Origin of the sequence: Paeniglutamicibacter sp. Y32M11 (genome assembly GCF_019285735.1) — a bacterium.
Lineage (GTDB): Bacteria > Actinomycetota > Actinomycetes > Actinomycetales > Micrococcaceae > Paeniglutamicibacter.
On sequence record NZ_CP079107.1, the window covers coordinates 1,901,019 to 1,927,504 of the forward strand.

Sequence of the window (26,486 nt, forward strand, 5' to 3'; positions counted from 1 at the left end):
GCAGATGAAGAAACTATTCTGGGTCGGTATCGGCATTGGCGTCGGAGTATTGGCCGCCCGAAAACTCGGCCAAGCCAAAGACCTAGCCAGCGCCGACGGACTGAACCGCACCGTGGGCCGCATGAGCGACTCATTGCACGAACTTGCCGAGGCTTTTCGCACCGGCATGAACGAACGTGAAACAGAATTACGCCAGGCTCTGGGCCTCGATGAGACGTCCGGCCCCAGCCACCACTAAACTAATTGACGTGGCAGATGATTTCGGGTGCAGCGTTTCGACGCAAAGCCCGCAACACGCGGCCTCCTAGCCCAGAGGGCACAGAGGATCAATACCGCACCGCCATAGCTCAGCACAGCGCCCGTAAGCTCGAAGGGATCGAAGAGGAACGATGAAATCGCAGGAAATTGCACGCCGGTGGGTCGACTACTTTGAGTCGAAGGGCCACACCGCTGTACCCAGCGCCTCGCTGGTCTCCTCCGACCCGTCGCTGCTGTTCACCGTCGCCGGTATGGTGCCGTTCATTCCGTACCTGACCGCCCGCGAAGAACCACCGTTCAACCGCGCCACCTCCGTCCAGAAGTGCATCCGCACCGGTGACATCGAAGAGGTTGGCAAGACCGTTCGCCACGGCACCTTCTTCCAAATGTGCGGCAACTTCTCCTTCGGTGACTACTTCAAGGAAGGCGCGATTTCCTACGCGTGGGAGCTGCTGACCAGCTCCCTCGAAGAGGGCGGATTCGGTCTGCCGGCCGAGAAGCTATGGATCACCGTCTACCACGAAGACACCGAAGCCCTGGAAATCTGGCGCGACAAGATCGGTGTTCCCGCTGACCGCATCCAGAAGCTCGGCAAGGCCGATAACTACTGGTCCACCGGCCAGCCCGGTCCGGCCGGCCCGTGCTCGGAAATTTTCTATGACCGCGGACCTCAGTACGGTATCGAGGGTGGCCCGGAGGCCGATGACACTCGCTACATTGAGATCTGGAACCTCGTGTTCATGCAGTACCAGCGTGGCGAAGGAACCGGCAAGGACAGCTTCGAAATTCTTGGCGAACTGCCCAAGAAGAACATCGATACCGGTCTTGGCCTCGAACGTCTGGCCATGATCCTGCAGGGCGTCGAGAACATGTACGAGACCGACCAGGTCCGTCCGGTGCTCGACAAGGCCGCCGAGCTTTCCGGCAAGGCCTACAGCTCCACCGAGGACCCCGCAGATCCGAACCACGCCAACGACGTGCGGATGCGCATGGTTGCTGACCACATTCGTTCCTCGTTGATGCTCATTTCCGATGGGGTTTCACCGGGTAACGAGGGCCGCGGCTATGTACTGCGCCGCCTGATCCGCCGTGCCGTGCGCGCCATGCGCCTGATGGGCGTCGAAACAGCGGTGCTTCCGGAACTTCTGCCGGTCTCCCGCGACGCCATGAAGGGCGTCTACCCGATCGTTGATACCGATTTTGAGCGCATTGCTCGCATCGCTTACGCCGAAGAGCGCGCCTTCCTGCGCACCATCGCCTCGGGCACCACCCGGCTGGAAGAAGCCCTTGAGGTTTCCAAGGCCGCCGGTGGCTCGCTCTCGGGCGAAGACGCCTTTGCCCTGCATGACACCTTCGGCTTCCCGATCGACCTCACGCTGGAAATTGCCGCTGAGGCCGGTTTGGCCGTTGACGAGTCCAAGTTCCGTGAACTGATGACCGAACAGCGCACCCGCGCGCAGAAGGACGCCAAGTCCAAGAAGGCCGGTCACGCAGACCTGACGGTCTTCAACCAGCTGCATGAGCGCGGCGATGTCATTTTCACCGGTTATGAGGAACTTTCCAGCGAATCTACCGTGCGCGGCATCGTGCACAACGGATCGTTGGTTGAGGTTGCCGAGCAGGGACAGCAGATTGAACTCGTGCTCAACGAGACTCCCTTCTACGCCGAGGCGGGTGGACAGGCCGGCGACGTCGGACTGATCACCGGTGACGGTTTTGTGCTGGAAGTCTTGGATGTTCAGGCTCCGATCCGCGGACTCAACGTTCACCAGGTCATTGTTCGCGAAGGCGAACTTCCCGCCGGCGCCGCAGTACTGGCCGAGGTTGATAAGGTTCGTCGTCATTCGGGGGAGCAGGCGCACTCCGCCACACACCTTGTGCACGCCGCGCTGCACGAGATTCTGGGCCCGGACGCATTGCAGTCCGGTTCGTTCAACAAAGCCGGATACCTGCGCTTCGACTTCTCTTGGTCCGAAGCACTCTCCAATGCTGCCCGTAACGAGATCGAAGAGGTGGTGAACCTGGCTATCCGCAACAACCACCAGGTCACCACGAACGTCATGCCGCTGGCCGAGGCTCGCGCCATGGGCGCCATGAGCCTCTTCGGTGAAAAGTACGGCAAGTCCGTACGCATGGTGGAAATCAACGATGCCTGGAGCCGCGAACTCTGCGGTGGTACTCACGTATCTGCCACCGCCCAGGTCGGCTCGCTGACCCTGCTGGGTGAAGCTTCGGTCGGTTCGGGAAACCGTCGCATCGAGGCCCTGGTGGGTATGGAAGCCTTCCGCCACGGTGCAGCCGAGCGCGCGCTGGTCTCCGAGCTGTCTTCAATGTTCAAGGTCCCCGCGGCTCAGTTGAACGAACGAATCACCGACACCGTTGCGAAGCTACGTCACGCCGAGCGCGAGATCGACAAGCTCCGCAGTGCGCAGCTTGCGGCTCAGGCCGGCACGCTGGTGGCCTCGGCCCGCGAGGTTAATGGGATCAAGGTTCTGGCCCACGATGTTGGCGAAGTTCCTTCGGCCGAAGCCTTGCGGACCCTGGCTCTGGACCTGCGTGATCGTTTGGGTTCAAATGCCTCGACCGTCGCCTTGACCGGTGCTTCAAATGGTCGCCCGTTGGTGCTGGTTGCCACCAATGATGAGGCCCGCATCAAGGGAGCCAAGGCCGGTGCCTTGGTGCGCACCGCAGCCAAGATTCTTGGCGGCGGCGGCGGCGGTAAAGATGATGTGGCACAGGGTGGCGGGCAGGATGTTTCCAAGACCGCCGAAGCCCTTGACGCCATGGTCCGTTCGATCCTGGAGCTGTCATAGTTTCGGGGATTGGGTCTTTGACACCGAGCAGCACTCCGCGTCCCGGAGTGCTGCTCGGTGTTGACGTGGGTATGGCCCGCGTCGGTGTTGCATCCAGTGACCCCAGCGGGGTGCTTGCCACCCCGGTTAAGACGCTGAAACGCGACGCTAAAAAGGCCAGCGACATCTCCGTATTGGTGAAGCTGGCCGCCGAGCGAGAAGTGTCACAAATTTTTGTGGGACTACCTCGTTCCATGTCGGGCGGGGAAACCGCTTCAACCACCATGGCCCGTGATTACGCCCGCGAGTTGGCAAAATCGCTGGCCCGCGGCGGAGTTGAGACCGAAGTGCGCTTGGTTGACGAACGACTGACCACCGTCAGCGCTCACCGATCGCTCCACGCGGCCGGTCTTGATGGGCGCAAACACCGGGCAGTTGTTGATCAAGTAGCGGCGGTGGAGATTCTCCAGCAGGTGCTTGAAATGATTCGCCATGGTCAGTCCTCGCCCGGTCAATTGGCTACCGCAGACGACGCCGGAATAAACGATGAAGGCTGAGCCTGACCGTTTTGCCGATTCAAGCATGGCGGACGCGCCACTTCACGACACAGATGTCCCGCGCGATAGTTCGCCCGTGAGCTACGATCGCAAGACATCTCATTCGGCTGAAGAAGTGGGCGCTCATCGCCCCTCGGCTACTACGTTGCCTGCGGGCAAGGGAGAAAACCGCATGACAAACGAGTCGTCCATCGATTCACCACGCCGCGATTCTGCGCCTTCACCTCGGCGCGCCGCGCGTGCGGCACGAGAAAAGGCCGAAAGCGAACGTTCTGCTGCACAAGCAGAACAGCCGACGGCCCGCCCAGAAGACTCTGCGGTACAGGACCATTCGGCTCCTGCACGCCATGGATCAGCAACTCAGCACGCTCCGAATCCTGACGACTCCGCAACGGTTGACGATGCACAGTCTGTTGCCGCTGCCAAAGCGGTCGCGGAGGAAGCCAAGACTGCCGAAGCTGCCGAAGCTGCCGAAAAGCTCCGCCTCGAGGCAGCTGCCGGTGCGCGTGCCGATGCGTTGGATGCGGCGCAGCGTGCCCGAACCCAAAGTGCTCAGAGGGCGCGCACCGAAGCCATCGAGGCCCAACGCGCTGCTGCCGAACGAGTTCGACAGACCCTGCGAGCCAATGCTGCTCCACTGCGCGATAGGTCACGCGCTGCTCGTAGTGCGGTCAGCCCCGATTCTTCGCTCGAAACCACATCGGGGGCCTTGAACGGTGTTGAATCACGTCGCAGTGCAGCGAATCCGGCAGCGCGGCGCTCCCAGCCTCGTAGAGCCTCCGACGCACCGTTTGATCAGAATGCGGATCAAGACCAGTCGCGCTACGTGGTTGAACCCCAGACTCCACAGCGACCAGCACCGGTCGCGCCCGCTCCAACTGCGTCTCAACCGACACCCGCTGAACAGGCGCCCGTTGAGGCTCCGGCGAAGGTAACGCCGCCTCAAGCAAAGGCTACTGTAGCTCCCGCGCCGAAGGCAGTCCCAGCGCAGAAGGTAGTTTCTGCCCCAAAGGCTGCAGAAGCACCGACGAAGCCAACTCTGCCAGCTCCGAAGGCAGAACCAGTGGCCAAGCCGGCCGCCGAAGCTCCCACGAAGGCAACCTCGCCGGCACCCAAGGCCGTGCCGGCGCCCCAAGCGGCCGCAGTAGCCCCCGCGAAGGCAACTCCGCCGGCACCTCAGGTGACACCCGAACCCAAGGCCGCTGCAAAAGCTCCGGCAAAGGCAACCCCGCCCGCGCCCAAGACCGAGCCGGCGCCCCAAGCGGCCGCAGTAGCTCCCACGAAGGCAACCCCGGCTGCGCCGAAGATAACTGAGGCACCCAACCCGGCCGAAGCAGCCCCCGCTAAGGCGACACCGCCAGCGGCGAAGGCAGCACCCGCGCCCAAGCCCGCAGCCAAGCCCGCCGCAAAAGCTCCCGCGAAGGTTACGCCGCAGGCGCCAAAGACTCCGACAACGGCTGCCAAGACGCCACCACCCGCTGCCACCCCAGCGATGCCATCGACTCCGCCAGTGCTCCAGAAGCCGCAGTCGACTCCGGCCACTGAGCCTGACGTTGCACCCGAGGGTGGCGCCGATCTAACGCCGGATGATGTGGACGCCGAGCTTACTGATTTTGGTGCCGATTCCGGCGACTCGCAGGATTCCGCCGGGTTCACCGTGCCCGCAGGCACCGAATCGCAGATGGATTACGCCCCCCATGTGAACTGGGAACCGACCGGCGACCAGAGCCAGGGTCGCGAAAACCTCTTCTTAATGACCTCCGGCATCGACCGCAAGGCCCGCAAGGAGAGACTGCGCCGACGTAACTGGATCATCTCCGTGGTGGTGCTGGCCTTCTGTGCCGTGATCTTTGGTGTCGTGCTCTTCTTGGGCGGAATCGTTGAACGCTTGAACCCCTCGGACTTCGAAGGTCCCGGAGGCACGACTGTTTCCTTCGAGGTCAAACCCGGCCAGGGGCCGGCAGCCATCGCCAATGAACTGGTAGACAAGAAGATCGTCGCCAGCGACAAGCTTTTCTTGGAGTCAATTCAGCTGGTGGATGCCCCGAGCCGTGAGATCCATCCGGGCACCTACGAACTGCGCGAGGAAATGCCTGCGCTTGATGCAGCAACGATTCTCATCGGCGAAGCAGCGGCCAAGGTCTCCTATGTGGCGATCAAGGAAAACACCCGCATGGGCACGGTCATCACGGATGTTGCCACGGCCACCGGGCTCTCCGAGACCGAACTTGGTGTCCTGGTAGAGGACCCGAGTGCCTTCGGACTGCCCAAATCCGTGGTCGACCTCGAAGGTTACCTGCATCCGGGGGAGTACCGCTTCCCGGTGGACGCCGATGCCAAGACGGTCCTCAAGACCATGGTTGATACAACCCTCAAGACATTGACCGATGCCGGGATCACCGACCCCGAGCAGCAATATCACGTGCTCAAGGTCGCTTCCATCCTGCAGGCGGAGGCCCGACCCAACGATTACGCCACCGTGGCCGGGGCGCTGGAAAACCGCTTGCGCGAGGGCAATACCGAGACCGCGGGGCTACTCCAGGTTGATTCCTCCGTCATCTATGGCCTGGACCGTTACACCTTGCACTTCACGCCGAAGGAAAAGGCCGACGCGGGCAACGCCTACAACACCTATGTGCACCCGGGCCTGCCCCCAACACCCATCGGCTCTCCCGGCAGCGGTGCCATCACGGCTGCGGCTCATCCGGAGGCGAATGATTTCTACTACTGGGTCACGGTGAACGCCAATACCGGTGAAACGAAGTTCGCCAAGACCTATGCCGAGCACAGGGTGAACCAGAACGAGTTCCGCACCTGGTGTGCCGCAAACACGGATGTGTGTAAGTGATCGCAGCCGCGGCGCAGCCAACGGGAAACTCCACGAGAGGTGCTCGGGCCGCTGTGCTTGGGCACCCGATCGGGCACTCCCGTTCCCCATTGCTGCATTCGACGGCCTACCGGGCCATGGGCGTGAGCATCGACTACACGGCGATCGACATCGAGCCCGGCGAGGCAGCGGCCTTCGCGGCACGGTTACGTACCGAACCCGAATGGGTGGGGGTATCGGTGACCATGCCGATGAAGGACGCGCTGATTCCCTACATGGATGAGCTCTCGGGGCGGGTCCAGCGGCTCGGCGCGCTGAACACCGTGCTGGTGCGCCGCACCGCCGACGGGGTGCGCCTCGTGGGGCACAATACCGATGTGGATGGCATTGTGCGCTCCCTGGCTCCGGCCCTGCGCGCGCAAGACGACGTCATGGTGACTGGTACTCCGCGTCGCGCCGCGATCTTGGGTGCGGGGAATACCGCCTTGGCGGCCCTCGAGGCCTGCGCAGACCTTGGCTTCACCCATGTGGATCTCGTCGTCCGCAACCCGGAGCGGGCCACAGCAGCCCGGACGCTGGCGACCGAGCTGGGACTGAGCAGCGAAACCATTTCGGCGAAGGCAGCGGGGGAGCGATTGCGCGATTATGTGGCAGTTATTTCTACCCTCCCCGCACGTGCCGCAGATGGTCTCGTGCCCCAGTTGGGGCTCGCCGGTTCCGCCGGGATCCTGGCTCCGGGGGCTGTGCTGTTGGATGTCGCCTATGACCCTTGGCCCTCGGCGATCGCGAGTTCTTGGCACGACGCGGGCGGCACCGTGGTCTCCGGGATGCTGATGCTGGTGCACCAGGGTGTGGAACAGGTCAAAATGTTTAGCGGTGTCAAAGTTGCCGATTGGAAGCACGTCACAAATGTGATGTGCGACGCAGTGGGGCTATCTCGACCCTAATCGGGACACTGGTACATGGCAGGATGGAGTGCATGTTGCGTTGGTTGACGGCGGGCGAATCACACGGCCCCGCATTGGTTGGAATTATCGAGGGACTGCCCGCGGGCATCTCTATCTCTTCTCAGGACGTCCGCGATGCTCTCGCGCGCCGGCGTCTGGGGTATGGCCGCGGTGCCCGGATGAAGTTTGAGCAGGATGCTGTCTCCTTCATCGGTGGAGTTCGCCACGGATTGACCCAGGGTGGCCCGGTGGCCATTGAGGTGGGTAACACCGAGTGGCCGAAGTGGGACAAGGTCATGAACCCCGATGCCGTAGATCCCGAGGAGCTGGCCTCGATGGCGCGTAATGCGCCGCTGACCCGCCCGCGTCCCGGACACGCAGATTTCACCGGCATGCAGAAGTACGGGTTCGACGATGCTCGCCCCGTGCTGGAGCGTGCCTCTGCCCGCGAGACCGCTGCCCGCGTGGCGCTGGGCTCGGTGGCCTCAAACTTCCTGGCCCAGCTGGGCATCCAGCTGGTCTCCCACACCGTTGCCGTGGGTACGGTCTCCGCTCCGGAAAACGGTGCCCTGCCCACAGCCGCTGATGTTTTGGCGCTGGATGCCGACCCGTTGCGCTGCTTCGACAATGAGACCTCTGCCGCGATGGTGGCCGAGGTGGACGCCGCCCACAAGGAGGGTGAAACTCTCGGCGGCATCGTGGAGGTGCTGGCCTACAACCTTCCCCCGGGTCTTGGCTCCTACGTCCACTGGGACCGTCGTTTGGACGCCCGGCTGGCCGGTGCCCTCATGGGGATTCAGGCCATCAAGGGTGTGGAGGTCGGCGACGGCTTCCTCACCGCCGCGCGCCGAGGATCGGCGGCACACGACGAAATCGTGCGCGGCGACGACGGTGTGATTGACCGCTCGGGCAATAAGGCCGGCGGCATCGAGGGCGGCATGAGCATCGGAGATGTGTTGCGCGTCCGCGCCGCCATGAAGCCGATCGCTACCGTGCCCCGCGCGCTGCGCACCATCGATACCTCCACGGGTGAAGAAACCACCGCCCACCACCAGCGCTCGGACGTCTGTGCCGTTCCGGCGGCGGGTGTGGTCGCCGAGGCCATGGTCGCCCTGGTGCTGGCGCAGGCCATGTTGGAGAAATTCGGCGGCGATTCGCTGGGCGAGGTCAAGCGCAACATCACCTCCTACCTCGACGCCATTCCGGCAAATTTGGACTCGGTCCGCCGTTCATGAGCACGCCGATCTTCCTGATCGGGCCGATGGCCAGCGGCAAGAGTGCCGTCGGAGCCCTGGTGGCTGCCCTTTTGGGCACGGAACTGATCGACACCGATGCGCGGGTGGTGGCCGCCCACGGGGATATCCCCAGCATCTTTGCCGCCGGCGGTGAGCCGCGTTTTCGCGCCCTTGAGGCGCAGGTCTTGAGTGACGCAGTCAAAGAATGGCCCACATCCGGACCCCCGGCGGTCATTGCCACCGGGGGAGGGGCGGTACTAGCGGCGGCCAACCGCGAGATTATCGCCCGCGGCTTCTGCGTCTACCTGTTCACCGACGCGCTTACCGTGGCGCCACGCATCGGGGCCGACACGACCCGTCCGCTGCTGGGAGGCACACCGCTGGAATCGTGGAAGCAAATCTTTGCCACCCGCAGCGAAACCTACGAGTCCATGGCCACCCTACGCATCGACACTCGCGGCAAGACCCCGGCGCAAATCGCCGAGTTGATACTCACTGCATACAGTGATGCCGAACACTGAAACCCCCTCTAGCGTGCCGCAACACGTACGATTGAGGACAGCGACGGAAGCAATGAAGCGTCCAACGCCAGGCTTGTAGTCAATCCGTACAACAAGGTTGACGCGTTTTCACCCCCGCACCCCTAGCCCGCAGCCACACCCGAACATCGGTGTGCTGCGGTGGTGCGCTACGCAGCATTTGGAGGATCCAACGATGAACCCCGCACCCACGACGATCTCCGTCACCGGCTCGGCCCCCGCCGAGAACTATGACGTCATCGTCGGCAATGGCCTGTTGGGCCGCCTGCCCGCGCTCTTGGGCGAGCGAGTGCGGAAGGTACTAATCATCCTTCCCCGCGCCCTGCGTGCCACCGGCGACATCGTTAAGGAAGAACTTGATGCCGCCGGATACGGCGCGATGATCGCCGAGATCCCCGATGCCGAAGAGGGCAAGCACATCGAGGTGGCGTCCTTCTGCTGGCAGGTGCTGGGCAAAAATGACTTCACCCGCTCGGACGCCATCGTGGCCGTTGGCGGCGGCGCCGTCACCGACCTCGCCGGCTTTGTTGCGGCCACCTGGCTGCGCGGCGTGAAGATCGTGCACCTGCCCACCTCATTGCTGGGCATGGTTGATGCCTCCGTCGGCGGTAAAACGGGCATCAACACCGCCGAGGGCAAAAACCTTGTGGGTGCCTTCTTCCCACCGGCCGGTGTCCTGGTTGATCTGGACACTCTGGCCACGCTGCCCAAGCATGAACTGGTCACCGGCATGGCAGAAATCATCAAATGCGGCTTTATTGCCGATGAGCGCATCCTGGAACTGATCGAAGAAGATCCGGCCGATGCCACCGATGCAACCTCCCCACGCCTGCGTGAACTGATCGAACGCGCCATCGCCGTGAAGGCGAAGGTGGTCTCCAATGATCTGCGCGAGTCCGGCGAACGCGAGTTCCTGAACTACGGGCACACCCTGGCGCACGCCATCGAGTTGGCCGAACGCTACTCGATTCGCCACGGTGCCGCCGTTTCCATCGGCATGGCCTTCGCCGCAGAACTTGGCCGCACCGTGGGTCGCACCCCCGATGCCGTGGCCGAACGTCACCTATCCATCCTCAAGTCCCTGGGCCTACCCACGACCTACCGTGGAGATCGCTGGCAGACCCTGCTGGACGGGATGCGCCGGGATAAGAAGTCCCGTGGTGACCTCTTGCGCTTTGTGGTGCTTGACGGCATCGGCCGCCCCAGCATCCTTGATGTTCCGGATACTTCCCTCTTGTTCGCCGCCTACCAGGAGATCGCAGAATGAGCACCGCTACCGATCTGGACCTGACCCACACCCAGGCACTGCTGCAGATTCCTGCCGGCGGCCTGGCCAGCGAGCGTCACAACATTGAAACCGGCATCCCCGGTGTGCGGCTGAACCCCACGCTGATGCGCCACGAGATTTCCGATCCCGAACTGGCCGAGGCCGCACTGCGCAGCGGTGAACCCAGCTCCCAGGTGGTCATTCTCTTGGCCAAGGGTGAGTTGCGCGCCGCCAGCGAACTGGTCGCCGAGACCCGCTTCCTGCAGCCACAGAACTTTGCCATGCGGGTCCTTGATACCTCGCTGACTCGTGCCGCAGGGGATGCGCCGCGTGCCATTAACCGCCTGCGCGCGTTGATCACCGAGTTCAAGGGCACCGCTCACGAGGCGGTTTTGCAGCAGCACCTGGGCTTCGCCTACGCGGAAAGCAGCGACCTTCTGGCCGCAGCCAACCGTTTCCGCGCCGCTCTTGATCTGCGCATCGCCTCCAACGCGGATCAGCACCTCATCGAGATGTCCCGCGCTTGCCTGGAATCCGTCCTTGACCACACCGCGCGTGTGGCCGCCGGCACGGATGCCCAGCACCCGGCGGCGGTACACGCAGCGGCTTTGCACCCGGCACCGGCCACCAGCCAGCTCCCGGTTCAAGCACCGGCGGCACACTGATTTACCCCGACGTCTGGCAAATCACCATGGCCGGGCACCGGTGCGCGCTCATGGGTGCGCTAAACTTAATCTTGGATTTTTGACAACAGCCTCAGGGAGGCCGCCTAGCGGTGGCTTTCGTCCGCCGGCGCTTCATGCGCAACGCGGGCCGGCGCATACGGAAGAAGAGTAGATCGTGGCATCAACCACTGACATCAAGAACGGCCAGGTTCTCAAGATCGAGAACCAGCTCTGGACCATCATCGATTTCCAGCACGTCAAGCCGGGCAAGGGCGGCGCATTCGTGCGCACCAAGATGCGTAACGTGCTCACCGGCAAGGTCGTCGACAAGACCTACAACGCTGGCGCCAAGATCGAGACCGCCACCGTTGATCGTCGCGATTACCAGTACCTGTACAAGGATGGTGAAGACTTCGTCTTCATGGATCTGAGCGACTACGACCAGATCACCGTTCCGGGCACCGTTGTTGGCGACCAGGCCGGCTACATGCTGGAAAACCAGAACGCCACCATCGCGATGCACGAGGGTTCCCCGTTGTACATCGAGCTGCCTTCCTCCGTGGTTCTGGAAATCACCTACACCGAGCCGGGCCTGCAGGGCGACCGTTCCTCGGCCGGCACCAAGCCAGCCACGCTGGAAACCGGTGTTGAGATTCAGGTGCCGCTCTTCGTTGAGCAGAACACCAAGGTCAAGGTTGACACCCGCACCGGCGATTACCTGGGGCGTGTCTCCTAGTGAGTGCCCGCGCCAAGGCCCGTCGCCGGGCACTTGACATCCTTTTTGAAGCAGAACAGCGCGATGTCTCGCCCCTGGCGGCCATGCGCCTACGCCGTGAAGCCACGGATATCACCATCAACGAATACACCGTGACCCTCATCGAAGGTGTCATGAGTGAGCTGGATCGGATCGATGAGATCCTTTCCTCCTACTCCAAGGGCTGGACCTTGGAGCGCATGCCGGCGGTTGACCGTACGGCACTGCGTATCGGTTCCTGGGAACTGCTTTTTAATGACGATGTCCCCGATGGGGTCGCCGTTGCCGAGGCCGTTGCCCTGGTACGCGAGCTGTCCACCGACGAATCCCCGGAATTCGTTAACGGTTTGCTGGGACGTATCCAGCAATTGAAGCCGACGCTGCTGGCCTAGCCGGATCGTTTTCCTCTGTGGAGGTGTTGGTGTCTGCGCGTTTGCGCAAACACCAACACCTCCCTTTTGTTTGCCCGAGAGTTTTTCGACGCGCCGAAGTTACCGAAGGCACAGCGGAGTCCCCGGGACCTCTGTGAGTTGTGGCACACTGTGAATCGTGGGTTGAAGTGCTATTAGGTAACGGTTCTTGAGCTCAGATCATTGCCACCCTTATGCGGAGTCGATCCGGAGGAGACACGCTTTATGAAATGGCTCGAACGTTCACGATCCATCGCGGCACCGGGATTCAACCGGTGGCTCATCCCACCGGCAGCCCTCGCCGTGCACCTGTGCATCGGCCAGGCCTATGCCACCAGCGTCTACAAATCCTCACTCATTGGCCACTTCGAGGTCTCACAAACCGCCATCGGGATCATCTTCTCGATCGCCATTGTGATGCTGGGACTTTCTGCGGCCATCATGGGCACCTGGGTGGAACGCAGCGGGCCGCGCAAATCGATGTTTGTTGCCGCCTCCTTCTGGGGTGCGGGCTTCTTGGTGGGCGCCGCCGGCATCTTCACCGAACAGCTCTGGTTGCTTTACCTGGGCTACGGCGTCATCGGTGGCGTCGGGCTCGGCATCGGTTACATTTCTCCGGTCTCCACGCTGATGAAGTGGTTCCCGGACCGCCCCGGCATGGCCACCGGCATGGCGATCATGGGTTTTGGTGGTGGTGCGCTGATCGCCTCACCGCTATCCACCGCACTACTGAAGAGATTTGATGGTTTTGACCCGCTGATCGATGGCGCCAACTGGATTGCCAGCGGTGCCTCGGTGGGTAAATTGTTTATCACCCTGGGAGTGCTCTACTTCGCCGTGATGATGTATGGGGTGCTGAACATTCGGGTTCCGGCGCCCGGGTGGAAGCCACGGGGCTGGGATAGCACCAAGGTTAAGTCCTCCGCAATGGTCACCACCGGACAGGTTTCGGCGGCCAACGCGATCAAGACCAAGAGTTTCTGGTTGGTCTGGACCGCATTGTTCCTCAACGTCACGGCCGGCATCGGCATCCTGGAACAGGCCTCCCCGATGATCCAGGACTTCTTCCGCGGCGCGGACGGAAACTCTGCGGTTAATGCCGCCGTGGCAGCGGGCTTTGTCGGGTTGCTGTCCATCGGCAACATGGCCGGGCGCTTCATCTGGTCAAGTACCTCGGACGTGATCGGCCGCAAGCGTATTTACATGCTCTACCTCGGCGGTGGCGCGGTCTTCTACGTTGTACTGGCCCTCTTCGGCGGCAGCTCGATGCTGCTCTTTGTCATGATGGCAGTGGTCATCATCAGCTTCTACGGTGGTTCCTTTGCCACCGCCCCGGCCTACCTTAAGGACCTCTTCGGCACCTTCCAGGTGGGCGCCATCCACGGCCGCCTGCTCACCGCGTGGTCAGCCGCTGGCATCGCCGGACCCTTGATCGTCAACGGGTTACTTGATGCTCAGGGCAAACCCGGGACGATGGTGGCCCACAACTACCTGCCGGTCTTGTTGACCATGGTGGTGCTGCTGGTGATCGGCTTCTTGGCCACCACCCAGATACGAGCAGTGGATACCAAATTCCACGAACCCGAGGTCGATCTGGCCGATGCAACCTCGAAGGGAGCCTAGATGTCTCAGGCAAGCGGAAATCTGGAACCCAGCAACGCGGCGCAGGCTCACGACGTACCGGTAGACCGGGCCGTACTGCGGCTGGTCTTCGGCTGGGCGTTGGTGGGAGTGCCGCTGGGCTATGGTGTGATCACCACGCTCTCGCGGGTAGCACAGCTCTTCAATTAGCCCGACTTAGCGAGAACACAACAAGAGCGCGGCACCACAGTGGTGCCGCGCTCTTGTGCTGCCGCGAACTCTTAGCCGCGCGGTGACACCCCGTCGAGCAATTGCGCCCGTTGTTGATGGGAATGATGCAGCAAGGCCGTCTCCCTGGCCAGATCCGTGCCCGTCCCGTGGCTGGCAACAATGCGCTGACGGACCGCGGCCAGGTGCATCGCGGTGGAAGTGAAGGCCTTCATCTGCCGTTTTCGCCCAATTCCGGCGGCCCAGCGGCGTGCATGACGCCGGCCCGGGGCGGTGGCGAACATTTTCACCTCGGCGGCGGTGAACCAACCACTGTTCTGGTAGTCGGCCAGGCGTTGCTCGGTCAGCCGGCGTTCGGCGCGCTGAAGCAGCACCACGGCCACGATAAACGCGATAAACAGGGGCACCTGCAGCAGGAAGTAGAAGCTCAGGAAGTCGGTGAAGAAAATCCCGATGCCGCCATTCCAGAGGAAGTGACCGGCCATCGCCGGGATCAGTCCGAGCAATAGATACAGTGGCCAGCGCCCGCGTTTACCACGGCCGGCACATAGCCCTAAGGCAAATCCCGTCCACGCGGTGAACATGACGTGCGCGAAGGGGGAGAAGAGCCCGCGGAGCACAAACACGGTGGCCAGTTCCCCCGGAGCACTCGGGGAGAGGTAGCTGGAACCGAAGTACAGGATGTTTTCGGTAAAGGCGAAACCAGCACCGACCATGCCACCATAAACAATGCCGTCGATGGGTCCATCAAAGTGGGCTCGATTGATCCAGAAGATCAGCAGTACCCCGGCACCTTTCACCAGTTCCTCCACGATGGGCGCCTGAACGACCGCCCCGAAGGTATCCATCTTCAGGGCGCCCGCGGGATCAAAGAACAATTCGGTAAACACATCGCCAATCAAGAGCGCTCCCGCCACCGAGGTGCCAGCTCCCCAGAGCAGACCCAAGGCCAGCAGGACGCGTGGTTCCGGATCCCACCGATCAACCCAGCGCAGGCCGATGAGGCACAGGGCCAACGGCACCATGGCGAGAATGCCGAGCCAGAGCAGGGTCCCGGATCCAAAGGCGTCCGAGAGGAACCAGGCCACACCCAGCAGCACCACGGTGCAGCCCAGTAGGGCCAGAATCACGCCAAGTCCGGCACGCTGCTTAGCGCCCGCGGAGGCGGGCGCGAACTGCGGTACGGGCAGGGTGCCGGGACCTTCCGTCCAGGGATCATTCGGTGGGGTGGAATCGGAGGGCTGGGGTGGATGTGAGGTAACGCGCATGACTCAAATCTAACGTGGATGAGCCATTGTGATAATTTTGATGGTGCAAGTGCAACCTTTAAATTCCGTCCAGTGAGGCGGGGAAGGAGGCCGCAGATGAGCAACGAGCCAGAAAATGCCCGTGCCCTAGCGCCCGTCAGTGCCCGGATTGTCCTCTCTAGTGATGACATTGACCGGGTTATTACCCGCATCGCCCACGAAATTATCGAGGCAAACAAGGGGACAGCTGACCTCGTGCTGTTGGGGATTCCCTCCCGCGGCTTCCCGTTGGCCCAACGCCTGGCCCAGCGCATCGCAGCCACAGATCCGACGCTGGACCCGTCCGCCATCATCGGCCAGCTCGATGTCACCATGTACCGTGATGACCTTCGTCACTCCACCACCCGCACCCCGGTGCCCACCCGACTTCCGGCCACCGGCATCGACGGCAAGGTCGTGGTGCTGGTAGATGACGTGTTGTACTCCGGACGCACCATCCGCGCCGCGCTTGACGCCATCGCCGATTTAGGTCGCCCGCGCATCGTTCGCCTAGCCGTCCTGGTAGACCGCGGCCACCGTGAACTTCCCATCCGCGCCGACCACGTGGGTAAGAACCTTCCGACTGCCACCACCGAGAAGGTCCGTGTGCACCTGGGTGAGGTTGATGGGGAAAATAACAACGAAGTCATCATCGAGGCCACCGCATGAAACACCTGCTCTCCACCCTTGACCTCTCGCGCGAAGACGCCATCCGGATCCTTGACATCGCCGAGGAAATGGCCGCCGTCGGCACCCGCGAGGTCAAAAAGCTTCCGGCCCTGCGCGGGCGCACCGTGGTGAACCTCTTTTTTGAGGACTCCACCCGCACCCGCATCTCCTTCGAAGCAGCGGCCAAGCGCCTGAGCGCCGATGTCATCAACTTTTCCGCGAAGGGCTCCTCGGTGTCCAAGGGTGAGTCGCTGAAGGACACCGCGCAGACCCTGCAGGCGATCGGCGCCGACGCCGTGGTCATCCGCCACGGCGCCTCCGGTGCCCCGGCCCGCCTGGCCGCCACCGACTGGATCGACGCCCCGGTGGTCAACGCCGGGGATGGCACCCATGAACACCCCACGCAGGCACTGCTCGATGCCTACACGCTGCGCACCCACTGGGCCGCAACGCATGGGATTTCCGCACTGGGCAGCGACCTGGCCGGGATGCGGGTCGCCATCGTCGGCGATATCCTGCACTCCCGCGTGGCCCGTTCCAACCTCTGGCTGCTGCGCACCCTAGGTGCCGAGGTCGTCATGGTGGCGCCTCCCACGCTGCTGCCGCACGGTTCACACGCGTGGCCGTGCACCATCAGCTATGACCTCGACGCCACGCTGGCCGGTGGGGTTGATGCGGTGATGATGCTGCGTGTTCAGGGCGAACGCATGCACGACTCCTTCTTCCCCAACACCCGCGAGTACTCCCGGCTCTGGGGCTTTGATGACGCTCGACTGGCGGCACTTGATGCGCAGCCGGGATCCGAAACCATCATCATGCACCCGGGCCCGATGAACCGTGGATTAGAAATTTCCTCCGCCGCCGCCGACTCACCACGCTCCACCGTGCTGGCCCAGGTGGCCAACGGTGTCGCGGTGCGCATGGCCGTGCTGTATCTGTTGCTATCGGGGGACCAGCAGCGTCCCGCCGGCCTCTAAAAAACTTGTCAAGAAATTGGAGTCACCCTTCATGAGCACTTCCACTACCGCTTATCTCATCCGCGGCGCCAAGCCACTGGGCGAAGAGGCCAGCGACATCCTGATTCAGGACGGATTGATCGTTGCCCTCGGCGCCGATGCACTCGCCCACGCCAGTGCCGCCACCGCCACTCTCATCGAGGCCGCCGGCCAGATTGCCCTGCCGGGCATGGTTGACCTGCACACCCACCTGCGTGAACCGGGCCGCGAAGACGCGGAAACCGTGGAAACCGGTACCCGCGCCGCGGCCATGGGCGGCTTCACCGCCGTGCACGCCATGGCCAACTCCAACCCGGTGGCAGATACCGCCGGCGTTGTGGAGCAGGTCTGGTCCCTCGGAAAACGCTCCGGCTGGGTGGATGTGCGCCCGGTGGGTGCCGTCACCGTGGGTTTGGCCGGAAAGCAACTCAGCGAGATTGGCGCGATGGCCGACTCCCGTGCCGGCGTGCGGGTCTTTTCCGATGACGGAATCTGCGTTCATGACCCGCTGATCATGCGCCGCGCACTGGAATACGTGAAGGCATTTGACGGTGTGGTGGCTCAGCACGCCCAGGAACCACGGCTCACCGAGGGCGCCCAAATGAACGAGGGCGAAGTCTCCGCGGTGCTCGGCCTGGCCGGATGGCCGGCCGTCGCCGAGGAATCGATCATCGCCCGCGATGTGCTCTTGGCCGAACACGTCGGATCCCGCCTGCATGTCTGCCACGTTTCCACCGCCGGTTCGGTGGAGATCATCCGCTGGGCCAAGTCCCGCGGCGTGAATGTCACCGCCGAGGTCACCCCGCACCACCTACTGCTCACCGATGAACTGGTCAAGAGCTACGACCCGGTCTTCAAGGTCAACCCGCCGTTGCGCGCCGAATCCGATGTTTTGGCGCTGCGCGCCGGACTGGCCGATGGCACCATCGACATCATCGGCACCGACCACGCACCGCACCCCTCCGAAGCCAAGGAATGCGAGTGGGCGGCGGCAGCCATGGGCATGACCGGGTTGGAAACCGCACTCTCGGTGGTGCAGCACGCGATGATCGAGACCGGGCTGATCTCCTGGGCCGACTTCGCCCGCATCACCTCCACTACCCCGGCCGCCATCGGCCGCGTGAGCGATCAGGGCCGGGCACTGGCCGTCGGTGAACCGGCGAACATCACCCTGGTGGATGCCGATGCGCGCTGGATTGTTGACCCGTTTGCCATGGCCACCAAGGGCCGCAACTCCCCGTTTAAGGGGCTCGAACTGCCGGGCAAGGTGCGCACCGTGTTCTTCCACGGTCACCCGACGGTGCTCGATGGGGCGCTGAACACCCCACGGATCACCGAGGGCGCATAAATGGGTGAATACACCGGGGCAGTGCTCACCACCCTTGCGGTGATCGTGGTGCTGATCGTCTTGATTGGAGTGGGCTGGCGTAATCGCCTACGCCGCCAATCCGACGTGAGCGCGCCTCCGGAAATTCCCCTTGATGCCCACGGCGAGCCGGCGCTCGGTGCCACGATCGGTGAACCGAGTGAGGGTCTCTACGTGTGCACCACCACCGCCGAAGACTGGCTGGATCGCATTGCCACGCACGCCCTGGGCATCCGCACCAATGCTCAGCTGTCCATTCACGAGGCGGGAGTGCTGCTTCTGCGCCGCGGCGCCCCGGACCTCTTCATTCCGCGTTCTCTGCTAAGCGGAGCATCACGCTCCGCGGGCATGGCCGGAAAATTTGTGGAGAAGGACGGACTGCTGATCCTGCACTGGATGCTGGGCAGCCAGGCCGTGGATACCGGCTTCCGCCCGCGCTACCACCAAGAACTCCCGGATCTGCTCACGCGCATTGTTGCGCTGAGCACCGGACACAACGAAACATCATCACCAGCCGAGAAAAAGGAAAACCAGTGACAGCAGTACAGGGAACCGAGCAAGCCCTCTTGGTGCTCGAAGATGGACGCGTTTTCCGTGGCCGTAGTTACGGCGCCATCGGCACCGCCTTGGGTGAAGCGGTCTTCTCCACCGGCATGTCCGGCTACCAGGAGACTCTCACCGATCCTTCCTATGCGGCACAGATCATCGTGCAGACCTTCCCGCACATCGGTAATACCGGTGTGAACGACGAAGATGCCGAATCCAAGCGCATCTGGGCCGCCGGTTATGTGGTCCGCGAGGCCGCCCGACGCCCCTCCAACTGGCGTTCACAGCGCACCCTGGATGAGGAGTTGGTGACCTACGATGTTGTGGGCATCTCCCGCATCGACACCCGCGCCCTGACCCGTCACCTGCGTGACCGTGGGGCCATGAAGTCGGGCATCTTCTCCGGTCCCGACGCCGAGGCACCACTGGAAACGCTCATCAAGATCGTCAACGAGCAGCCCTCGATGGCCGGAGCGAATCTCTCCGAGCGTGTCTCGACCAAGGAAGCCTACGTGGTGGAGCCTGCGGATCACGGGTTCACCGGCGAGGTGGAATTCTCCATCGCCGCCATCGACCTGGGCATCAAGGCCATGACCCCGCAGCGTTTTGCCGAGCGCGGGGTGCGCGTGCACGTCTTGCCGTACAACGCCACGCTCGAAACCATCACCGCCACCGGAGCCGACGGCGTGTTCGTCTCCAACGGCCCCGGTGACCCGGCCACCGCCGCCACCCAGGTGGAGCTCGTGCGCTCCGTGCTGGATGCGAAGATCCCATACTTCGGCATCTGCTTCGGCAACCAGATCCTGGGCCGCGCCCTGGGTTATGACACCTACAAGTTGACCTTCGGGCACCGCGGCATCAACCAGCCGGTGCTGGACAAGGCCACCGGTACGGTGGAAATCACCAGCCAGAACCACGGTTTTGCCGTCGATGCACCCCGTGAGGGTGCCTCCATGGCGCCGCTGGATCGCTTTGGCCGCGTGGAGGTATCTCACCTCTCGCTGAACGATAACGTGGTTGAGGGCCTGGCCTGCCTGGACATCCCCGCCTTCTCCGTGCAGTACCACCCGGAGGCAGCGGCCGGACCGCACGACGCCTCCCACCTGTTCGACAGGTTCATCACCACCATGCGCGCGGCCAAGAACGCCCCCGCCACCACCGCAGATTCCACCCAGGGAGAGAAGTAAATGCCTAAGCGCGAAGACCTTAAATCGGTCCTGGTCATCGGCTCCGGTCCGATCGTCATCGGCCAGGCCGCCGAGTTTGATTACTCCGGCACCCAGGCCCTGCGAGTGCTCAAGGAGGAGGGCATCCGTGTCATCCTGGTGAACTCGAATCCCGCCACCATCATGACCGACCCGGAGTTCGCCGATGCTACCTACATCGAGCCGATCACCCCGGAGGTGGTGGAGAAGATCATCGCCAAGGAACGCCCCGACGCGATCCTGCCGACCCTGGGCGGACAGACGGCCCTGAACACCGCCATCGCCCTGGATAAGGCCGGTGTGCTGGAAAAGTACAACGTCGAGCTGATCGGTGCGAACATCGCCGCCATCGAACTCGGTGAGGACCGCGAGAAGTTCAAGGGCGTGGTGGAGCGCTGCGGCGCCGAATCGGCCAAGTCCGTCATCGTGCACACCATGGACGAGGCCTTTGCCGCCGTGGAAATCCTAAACTACCCGGTCGTGGTCCGTCCTTCCTTCACCATGGGTGGACTGGGCTCGGGCATGGCGTACGACGCCACCGACCTGCGCCGCATCGCCGGCGCAGGCCTGCAGTACTCGCCCACCACCGAGGTGCTCCTGGAGGAGTCCATCCTGGGCTGGAAGGAGTATGAGCTGGAAATGATGCGCGACAAAAAAGACAACGTCGTGGTCATCTGCTCGATCGAGAACTTTGACCCGGTGGGGGTGCACACCGGCGACTCGATCACCGTGGCCCCGGCATTGACCCTGACCGACCGCGAATACCAGCGCCTGCGCGACATCTCCATCGCGGTGATCCGTGAGGTGGGCGTGGACACCGGTGGTTGCAACATCCAGTTCGCCATCGAACCATCCACCGGGCGCATCGTGGTCATCGAGATGAACCCGCGTGTTTCGCGCTCCAGTGCCCTGGCCTCCAAGGCCACCGGCTTCGCCATCGCGAAGATCGCCACCAAGCTCTCACTCGGCTACACGCTGGATGAAATCCCCAACGACATCACGCTCAAGACCCCCGCGGCCTTCGAACCGGCCCTTGACTATGTGGTTGTCAAGGTTCCGCGCTTCGCCTTTGAGAAGTTCCCGGCCGCCGATGCCACGCTGACCACCACCATGAAGTCGGTCGGCGAGGCCATGGCCATCGGTCGTAACTTCACCGAGGCCCTGCAGAAGGCCCTGCGTTCCCTGGAGCAGAAGGGTAGCGAGCTGGAATTCAACACCCCGGCCGCCTCCGAGGTGGAGCCGCTGATCGCCGCCTCCGTCAAGGGTTCAACCTCCCGCTTGTCCAATGTGCAGCGCGCGCTGCTCGGCGGCGCGTCGATCGAGCACATTTTCGAAGAGACCGGCATCGACCCCTGGTACCTCGACCAGCTCGCGCTGATCAATGAGACCGCCGCGATGATTCGTTCCAACCCGGATCTCAGCGAGGAAGTCTTGCGCGAGGCCAAGCGTCACGGTTTCTCCGACGCCCAGATCGCCGCGCTGACCAACAAGCCCGAGGCCGTGGTACGCGGGATCCGCCACGCCCTGGGTGTGCGCCCGGTGTTCAAGACCGTTGATACCTGCGCCGCCGAGTTTGAGGCCTTCACCCCGTACCACTACTCCTCCTACGATGAGGAGACCGAGGTTCGTGCCCACGAGAAGCCATCGGTGATCATCCTGGGTTCGGGCCCGAACCGTATTGGTCAGGGCATCGAGTTTGACTACTCCTGCGTGCACGCCACCATGGCGCTGCGGGCCGCCGGGTACGAGACCGTGATGGTGAACTGCAACCCGGAAACCGTCTCCACCGACTACGACGTCTCCACCCGCCTGTACTTCGAGCCGCTGACGCTCGAAGACGTGCTGGAGGTCATCCACGCCGAGGAATCCACCGGTGGGGTTCTGGGCGTCTTTGTGCAGCTCGGCGGGCAGACCCCGTTGAAGCTGGCGCAGGAATTGGCCAATGCCGGTGTGCCGATCCTCGGCACCTCCCCGGAGGCCATCGAGCTGGCCGAGCACCGCGGCGCCTTCCAGCGCGTGCTGGATGCCGGCGGACTCATCGCCCCGAAGAACGGCACCGCCGTCTCCTTCGATGAGGCCAAGCGCATCGCCGATGAGATTGGCTACCCGGTTTTGGTTCGCCCAAGCTACGTTTTGGGCGGCCGCGGCATGGAGATCGTGTATGACGAGGCCAACCTGGCTCGTTACATCCTCAACGCCACCGAAATCACCGCCGACCACCCGGTACTGGTGGACAGGTTCCTCGAGGACGCCATCGAGATCGACGTTGATGCCCTCTTCGACGGCACCGACCTCTACGTCGGCGGCATCATGGAGCACATTGAAGAGGCCGGCATTCACTCCGGTGACTCCGCCTGCGTGCTGCCTCCCATCACGCTGGGTAAGGATGTGCGCGACCGGGTGGTTGCTGCCACCCACGCCATTGCCGAGGGTGTTGGCGTGCGCGGACTGATCAACATCCAGTTCGCCCTGGCCTCGGACATCCTCTACGTGATCGAAGCCAACCCGCGCGCCAGCCGCACCGTGCCCTTCACCTCCAAGGCCACCGGCGTGCAGCTGGCCAAGGCCGCGGCGATGATCGGTGTGGGTGTCTCGATCGCCGATTTGCGCTCGGTACACCACATGCTGCCGGAATCCGGTGACGGAGCCAACCTGCCCGAGGGCGCACCGGTATCCGTGAAGGAAGCAGTAATGCCCTTCGCTCGCTTCCGCACTCCGGAGGGTAAGGTTGTTGACTCGCTGCTCGGCCCGGAAATGCGCTCCACCGGCGAGGTGATGGGCATCGATAAGTACTTCGACACCGCCTTCGCCAAGTCCCAGGCCGCTGCCAATAACCCGCTGCCCACCAGCGGCAAGGTCTTTGTCTCCGTGGCCAACAGCGACAAGCGCTCGATCGTGATCCCGGTCAAGCACCTGGCGGAAATGGGCTTCGAAATCCTTTCCACCGGCGGCACCGCCGAGGTTTTGCGCCGCAACGGCATCCCTTCCAGCGTGGTCCGCAAGGTCCGCGAGGGTTCGGCCGAGGGTGAGAGCAACATCGTTGATTTGATCACCAATGGTGATATCGCGATGATTCTGAACACCCCCTCGGGCGGCGAGGCACGTGGAGATGGTTACGAGATCCGCGCCGCGGCCGTCTCGGTGGGTACCCCGATCATCACCACCGTCGCCGAGTTCGGTGCAGCGATTCAGGCCATCGACGCCATGCGTCACTTCGAGTGGTCGGTCGCCTCGCTGCAGGAGCACGCGGTGACGCTGCGTGAGGCCGGCATTGCCGAGGCGAGTGCCCTTGCCGCCGACACCAAGGCAGGCGCACGTGCCTAGCTCGGCGGCTCGAGCAGCAGCCGCCGCGGCACGCGTGCCCTTCGGGGAGCGCTTGGCCGCGGCCATGAACAAGCACGGCCAGCTGTGTGTGGGCATCGACCCGCACCCCGCGCTGCTGAGCTCCTGGGGCCTGAGTGATGACGTGACGGGGCTGCGCAGCTTCTCCCTGACCGTGGTTGAGGCACTGGCCGGGCACGTTGCGGCATTGAAGCCTCAGGTGGCGCTCTATGAGCGGCACGGTTCGCGTGGTCTGGCGGTGCTGGAGGAGACTCTGGCGCTGTGCGCCCAGGGAAATGTGCTCTCGATCGCCGATGCCAAGCGTGGGGACATTGGCTCCACCATGGCCGCCTACGCCGATGCCTGGTTGGGGGAGGGCAGCCCGTTGGCTGCCGACGCCGTGACGCTCAGCCCGTACCTAGGCTACGAGTCGCTGCGCCCGGCGTTGGATCTGGCTGCTGCCACCGGCCGTGGTGTGTTTGTCCTGGGGCTGACCTCGAACCCCGAGGGTGCCTCGGTCCAGCACGTGGGCGGAAGCGCCTCGGTGGCCAAGGGAGTTATTGAGTCCGTGGGTGCCGAGAATGCCGGTGCACTACCGTTCGGTTCCACCGGGCTGGTCATTGGTGCCACGGTGGGTTCGGCGCTGGAGGAGCTTGGTATCAACCTCGCCGCCTCTCACGCTCCGATCCTGGCTCCGGGACTCGGCGCACAGGGTGCCACGGGTGCGGACATGAAGGCCTCCTTTGGGGCGTTCTGGCCGCAGGTGCTGGGTACCTCGAGTCGCGACATCCTCAAGGCCGGCCCAACTGCCGCCGCCCTGTGTGATGCAGCGGCAGCCACGCGGGATTCATTGCTCTAACGAGTACGTCCGGGGCAACCTCCCCGACATTGAGTGGTGGCCTCACGGCCCTCTTCCCCCAAAGACTGGGGGATGGGGGGAGTGGGGCCACCATTTGTTTGTGGAAGGGAACGGGTTTTCTCTCATCGCCTAGATGACCATCAAAGGCGAAGCTACAGGCGTGCATTGAAGACCGTGAATGAGTTTTGTTGAAACCGCGGTTTTTTTGCCTTTTGTCATGAGTCATTAAAGAGAGGGTTCTGGTTAAGTTCCTCAGTTGACGTTCAGTGTGACAATTTTTTGTAACTATTAAAACTCTGACATATGGTGAGTTAGCATCATGAAGATGAATAACTCACATTTTGTTCGTCAAAAAAGTTTCAAAATTCCTCTCTTTGTTTCTAGTCTTGTATTGTCGATCGGGCTGGCTGGTTGCTCCTCTACCGTTCCCGAAGTAGAAGGTACTCTCGCCCCCTGCCCAGTAGTTCCTCCTCTCCAACTCCAGGTCCAACTTCTACGCCTGCTGCTACTGCGGCAAGCCTTAAAGATTTTGACCTTGAGAATGCGGATTGGACGTTCTTTAACGGGTACGAAATCGATGACATCATCACCGTGTCATTAGCTAATGGTGAGGCAACGCGGAACGGCTCTCAATTCAAGATGGGAGAGGTTGTCTACTCGGACGTTAATGATGATGGTGTCCAGGACGCCGTGGCATCGTTGGACAGATACGAAGGAAATGGCCTCGACAGCCAGTGGTACGTGTGGCTTGCTGATGTTGACAAGCCTGAACAGCTTCAGACGCCGATCGCCCAAAGCCGGAACTGTGGTGATTTTGTTAAGAATGTTCGCGCGGTGAATGGTGGCGTGAAAATTAGCGAAGTTCGCCGATCCGGCGAGGACTCGGCGCGCTCATGTGCTGAGGGTGGCACGGGAGATGTCACCAGAACCGTCGCTGTTGAAAAAAATGAAGTAAGTCAGGCGTGGGAACCGGTGCAGACAGCGCCGACCCGCGCCTACGGGGGCGTCTGTCCAGCGATGTATGCGGGAGGGTATGAGCCGGGTGAATTTGAGCTATATGCAATGCCTTCTGAAAAGTCGAAGATCGCATCGAAATCCGGTGAAATCAGCGGCGCCCAGCTCCCCGGAGAAAACGGCACTGTTCTTGGTGGTGAACCCCGGGGCTGGTCGCTGGTCAATGTTGTTGAAGCTGACAATTCCATGAAGCGTTGTGCGTGGGTCAGGACCAGCTAAGGACAACCGCCACTACTGCACGCTTGTCCATTCCGCCCCGGCGCTGAATCATGCATGGTGAAAAGGCCCGCTCTGATTTTCTGCTGCGGCCAGCGTGCGTGAGTTGCGAGTTGCGAGTTCTGAGGTCCCAAGACCGCGATCGGGTCTTGATGAAAACCGTGAGTGAGTTGACCACAAGCACAAAGCCGGATGGCCAATTCACTCATGGGGCTTGGCCCTAGTGCTGACGCGCCGCTGTCACCGATTGCATCAGGGACGAGGGACCGCCGCGTGGCGATGGTGGGCACCTTGGTACTCTTCTCCATTTGTGGGGGACCGTGTCGCCGTCGGGTGGGGATCGCGGGCAAATTCCATCCATGTCGATCGAATATGGGTTTGCGCAGGTGGGAGCACTTTCGCGTTTCAGGATCCCGGGTTCGGATGATCTTCCTTACACTCTCCGGCGCACCGGGCAAGACATGAGCGTGTTTTCTGCCTGGATGACACGTTTGTGGTAGCCACAGCACGATTACCCCTTGCATCGGGGGCCGTGAGTGGTTATCTTCAGTTCAGGGCTTGTTGCCCTGATGCTTGACCCAATAGATGGAATGGCGGCAAAAGGCATGGTACTGCGAGAACTCTCAGACGAGGACCGTATTCGGGCCCGAGCAAAAGCGCTGGCTGCACGAACACGACGGGCCGAAATCAAGAACGAATTTGGTGCCGGAAAGCTGGGCATTAACCAGTTGTTGGACCTTGTACCTAACGACGAGGCCATCGGGCGACTGCGCGTTATGGACCTGCTGGAATCGGTTCCCGGTGTCGGCGAGATCCGAGCACACACGCTTATAGATAGACTAGGTATCTCACCCAGCCGACGCCTGCGCGGGTTGGGGCGCAAACAGCGCATCGCATTGGTGGATCATTTCCAGCAATCGCCTCCCAAAACGAAAGAGTAACGAAGCAC

General features: G+C 62.6%; 23 protein-coding genes. 22 read left to right on the forward strand and 1 reads right to left on the reverse strand.

What is annotated here, in order from left to right; all coding sequences use genetic code 11:
• The first annotated feature begins 4 nt into the window (after nt 1-4).
• The 13 genes from KUF55_RS08370 (at nt 5) to KUF55_RS08430 (ending at nt 14,042) form a co-directional block, all read left to right on the forward strand.
• Entirely contained in the window at nt 5-238 is a 234-nt protein-coding gene (locus tag KUF55_RS08370) for a hypothetical protein (protein WP_132363677.1), read from the forward strand.
• Between the two features lie 151 nt (nt 239-389).
• A complete protein-coding gene (gene alaS, locus KUF55_RS08375) occupies nt 390-3,071 on the forward strand; it encodes an alanine--tRNA ligase (RefSeq protein WP_218818561.1) in 2,682 nt (893 codons plus the stop codon).
• A gap of 17 nt (nt 3,072-3,088) precedes the next feature.
• On the forward strand, nt 3,089-3,607 hold the full coding sequence (ruvX, locus tag KUF55_RS08380; protein ID WP_255557391.1) for a Holliday junction resolvase RuvX: 519 nt from the start codon (nt 3,089-3,091) through the stop codon (nt 3,605-3,607).
• A 172-nt stretch (nt 3,608-3,779) separates the two neighbouring features.
• Nucleotides 3,780-6,455 carry an endolytic transglycosylase MltG gene (mltG, locus tag KUF55_RS08385; protein ID WP_218818562.1) on the forward strand — a complete coding sequence of 892 codons (2,676 nt, stop codon included), beginning with the start codon at nt 3,780-3,782 and terminating at the stop codon, nt 6,453-6,455.
• Nucleotides 6,452-7,381, forward strand: coding sequence for a shikimate dehydrogenase (locus KUF55_RS08390; protein WP_255557392.1), 930 nt, complete (start codon nt 6,452-6,454; stop codon nt 7,379-7,381). Before mltG ends, KUF55_RS08390 begins: the two co-directional genes overlap by 4 nt.
• 32 nt (nt 7,382-7,413) lie before the next feature.
• A complete protein-coding gene (gene aroC / locus KUF55_RS08395) occupies nt 7,414-8,616 on the forward strand; it encodes a chorismate synthase (protein ID WP_132363683.1) in 1,203 nt (400 codons plus the stop codon).
• Nucleotides 8,613-9,137 (forward strand): shikimate kinase, encoded by a 525-nt coding sequence (locus KUF55_RS08400; RefSeq protein ID WP_218818563.1) that lies wholly within the window; start codon nt 8,613-8,615, stop codon nt 9,135-9,137. Before aroC ends, KUF55_RS08400 begins: the two co-directional genes overlap by 4 nt.
• A 193-nt stretch (nt 9,138-9,330) precedes the next feature.
• A complete protein-coding gene (aroB, locus tag KUF55_RS08405) occupies nt 9,331-10,422 on the forward strand; it encodes a 3-dehydroquinate synthase (RefSeq protein WP_218818564.1) in 1,092 nt (363 codons plus the stop codon).
• The gene (locus tag KUF55_RS08410) at nt 10,419-11,087 is read left to right on the forward strand and encodes a hypothetical protein (RefSeq protein WP_218818565.1); all 669 of its coding nucleotides are present in this window, start codon (nt 10,419-10,421) and stop codon (nt 11,085-11,087) included. The genes aroB and KUF55_RS08410 overlap by 4 nt, the downstream gene beginning before the upstream one ends.
• 175 nt (nt 11,088-11,262) lie before the next feature.
• Nucleotides 11,263-11,823 (forward strand): elongation factor P, encoded by a 561-nt coding sequence (gene efp, locus KUF55_RS08415; RefSeq protein ID WP_132363691.1) that lies wholly within the window; start codon nt 11,263-11,265, stop codon nt 11,821-11,823.
• Nucleotides 11,823-12,233, forward strand: a complete 411-nt coding sequence (nusB, locus tag KUF55_RS08420; protein ID WP_132363693.1) for a transcription antitermination factor NusB — start codon at nt 11,823-11,825, stop codon at nt 12,231-12,233. Before efp ends, nusB begins: the two co-directional genes overlap by 1 nt.
• A gap of 243 nt (nt 12,234-12,476) precedes the next feature.
• Nucleotides 12,477-13,874 (forward strand): OFA family MFS transporter, encoded by a 1,398-nt coding sequence (locus tag KUF55_RS08425; protein WP_218818566.1) that lies wholly within the window; start codon nt 12,477-12,479, stop codon nt 13,872-13,874.
• Nucleotides 13,875-14,042 (forward strand): hypothetical protein, encoded by a 168-nt coding sequence (locus KUF55_RS08430; protein ID WP_218818567.1) that lies wholly within the window; start codon nt 13,875-13,877, stop codon nt 14,040-14,042.
• Between the two features lie 71 nt (nt 14,043-14,113).
• Here KUF55_RS08430 and KUF55_RS08435 read toward each other — a convergent pair whose 3' ends face one another.
• A complete protein-coding gene (locus KUF55_RS08435; protein ID WP_218818568.1) occupies nt 14,114-15,328 on the reverse strand; it encodes a PrsW family intramembrane metalloprotease in 1,215 nt (404 codons plus the stop codon).
• Nucleotides 15,329-15,424: 96 nt separating this feature from the next.
• Here KUF55_RS08435 and pyrR point away from each other — a divergent pair, with 96 nt between their 5' ends.
• The 9 genes from pyrR (at nt 15,425) to mihF (ending at nt 26,478) form a co-directional block, all read left to right on the forward strand.
• Complete coding sequence (gene pyrR, locus KUF55_RS08440; RefSeq protein WP_132363699.1) at nt 15,425-16,015, forward strand: bifunctional pyr operon transcriptional regulator/uracil phosphoribosyltransferase PyrR; 591 nt, start codon at nt 15,425-15,427, stop codon at nt 16,013-16,015.
• A complete protein-coding gene (locus KUF55_RS08445; protein ID WP_132363701.1) occupies nt 16,012-16,992 on the forward strand; it encodes an aspartate carbamoyltransferase catalytic subunit in 981 nt (326 codons plus the stop codon). The genes pyrR and KUF55_RS08445 overlap by 4 nt, the downstream gene beginning before the upstream one ends.
• A 31-nt stretch (nt 16,993-17,023) precedes the next feature.
• On the forward strand, nt 17,024-18,358 hold the full coding sequence (locus KUF55_RS08450; RefSeq protein ID WP_132363703.1) for a dihydroorotase: 1,335 nt from the start codon (nt 17,024-17,026) through the stop codon (nt 18,356-18,358).
• The gene (locus tag KUF55_RS08455; RefSeq protein WP_132363705.1) at nt 18,359-18,913 is read left to right on the forward strand and encodes a hypothetical protein; all 555 of its coding nucleotides are present in this window, start codon (nt 18,359-18,361) and stop codon (nt 18,911-18,913) included.
• Nucleotides 18,910-20,109 carry a glutamine-hydrolyzing carbamoyl-phosphate synthase small subunit gene (carA, locus tag KUF55_RS08460; RefSeq protein ID WP_218818569.1) on the forward strand — a complete coding sequence of 400 codons (1,200 nt, stop codon included), beginning with the start codon at nt 18,910-18,912 and terminating at the stop codon, nt 20,107-20,109. Before KUF55_RS08455 ends, carA begins: the two co-directional genes overlap by 4 nt.
• Nucleotides 20,110-23,451: a carbamoyl-phosphate synthase large subunit gene (gene carB, locus KUF55_RS08465; protein WP_218818570.1), complete on the forward strand. Its 3,342-nt coding sequence runs from the start codon at nt 20,110-20,112 to the stop codon at nt 23,449-23,451.
• A complete protein-coding gene (pyrF, locus tag KUF55_RS08470) occupies nt 23,444-24,307 on the forward strand; it encodes an orotidine-5'-phosphate decarboxylase (RefSeq protein ID WP_132363711.1) in 864 nt (287 codons plus the stop codon). The genes carB and pyrF overlap by 8 nt, the downstream gene beginning before the upstream one ends.
• A 591-nt stretch (nt 24,308-24,898) precedes the next feature.
• Nucleotides 24,899-25,540: a hypothetical protein gene (locus tag KUF55_RS08475; RefSeq protein WP_218818571.1), complete on the forward strand. Its 642-nt coding sequence runs from the start codon at nt 24,899-24,901 to the stop codon at nt 25,538-25,540.
• Between the two features lie 602 nt (nt 25,541-26,142).
• On the forward strand, nt 26,143-26,478 hold the full coding sequence (mihF, locus tag KUF55_RS08480) for an integration host factor, actinobacterial type (protein ID WP_132363992.1): 336 nt from the start codon (nt 26,143-26,145) through the stop codon (nt 26,476-26,478).
• Nucleotides 26,479-26,486: the final 8 nt, after the last annotated feature.

Excerpts from the sequence above, each read along its gene's own strand:
- aroB (WP_218818564.1), top strand. The coding sequence starts at position 9,331 with ATGAACCCCGCACCCACGACGATCTCCGTCACCGGCTCGGCCCCCGCC.
- KUF55_RS08430 (WP_218818567.1), top strand. The coding sequence starts at position 13,875 with ATGTCTCAGGCAAGCGGAAATCTGGAACCCAGCAACGCGGCGCAGGCT.
- KUF55_RS08410 (WP_218818565.1), top strand. The coding sequence starts at position 10,419 with ATGAGCACCGCTACCGATCTGGACCTGACCCACACCCAGGCACTGCTG.
- pyrR (WP_132363699.1), top strand. The coding sequence starts at position 15,425 with ATGAGCAACGAGCCAGAAAATGCCCGTGCCCTAGCGCCCGTCAGTGCC.
- mihF (WP_132363992.1), top strand. The coding sequence starts at position 26,143 with ATGGTACTGCGAGAACTCTCAGACGAGGACCGTATTCGGGCCCGAGCA.
- mltG (WP_218818562.1), top strand. The coding sequence starts at position 3,780 with ATGACAAACGAGTCGTCCATCGATTCACCACGCCGCGATTCTGCGCCT.
- KUF55_RS08450 (WP_132363703.1), top strand. The coding sequence starts at position 17,024 with ATGAGCACTTCCACTACCGCTTATCTCATCCGCGGCGCCAAGCCACTG.
- aroC (WP_132363683.1), top strand. The coding sequence starts at position 7,414 with ATGTTGCGTTGGTTGACGGCGGGCGAATCACACGGCCCCGCATTGGTT.
- KUF55_RS08370 (WP_132363677.1), top strand. The coding sequence starts at position 5 with ATGAAGAAACTATTCTGGGTCGGTATCGGCATTGGCGTCGGAGTATTG.
- KUF55_RS08425 (WP_218818566.1), top strand. The coding sequence starts at position 12,477 with ATGAAATGGCTCGAACGTTCACGATCCATCGCGGCACCGGGATTCAAC.
- KUF55_RS08400 (WP_218818563.1), top strand. The coding sequence starts at position 8,613 with ATGAGCACGCCGATCTTCCTGATCGGGCCGATGGCCAGCGGCAAGAGT.
- KUF55_RS08435 (WP_218818568.1), bottom strand. The coding sequence starts at position 15,328 with ATGCGCGTTACCTCACATCCACCCCAGCCCTCCGATTCCACCCCACCG.
- KUF55_RS08455 (WP_132363705.1), top strand. The coding sequence starts at position 18,359 with ATGGGTGAATACACCGGGGCAGTGCTCACCACCCTTGCGGTGATCGTG.
- KUF55_RS08445 (WP_132363701.1), top strand. The coding sequence starts at position 16,012 with ATGAAACACCTGCTCTCCACCCTTGACCTCTCGCGCGAAGACGCCATC.
- carB (WP_218818570.1), top strand. The coding sequence starts at position 20,110 with ATGCCTAAGCGCGAAGACCTTAAATCGGTCCTGGTCATCGGCTCCGGT.
- alaS (WP_218818561.1), top strand. The coding sequence starts at position 390 with ATGAAATCGCAGGAAATTGCACGCCGGTGGGTCGACTACTTTGAGTCG.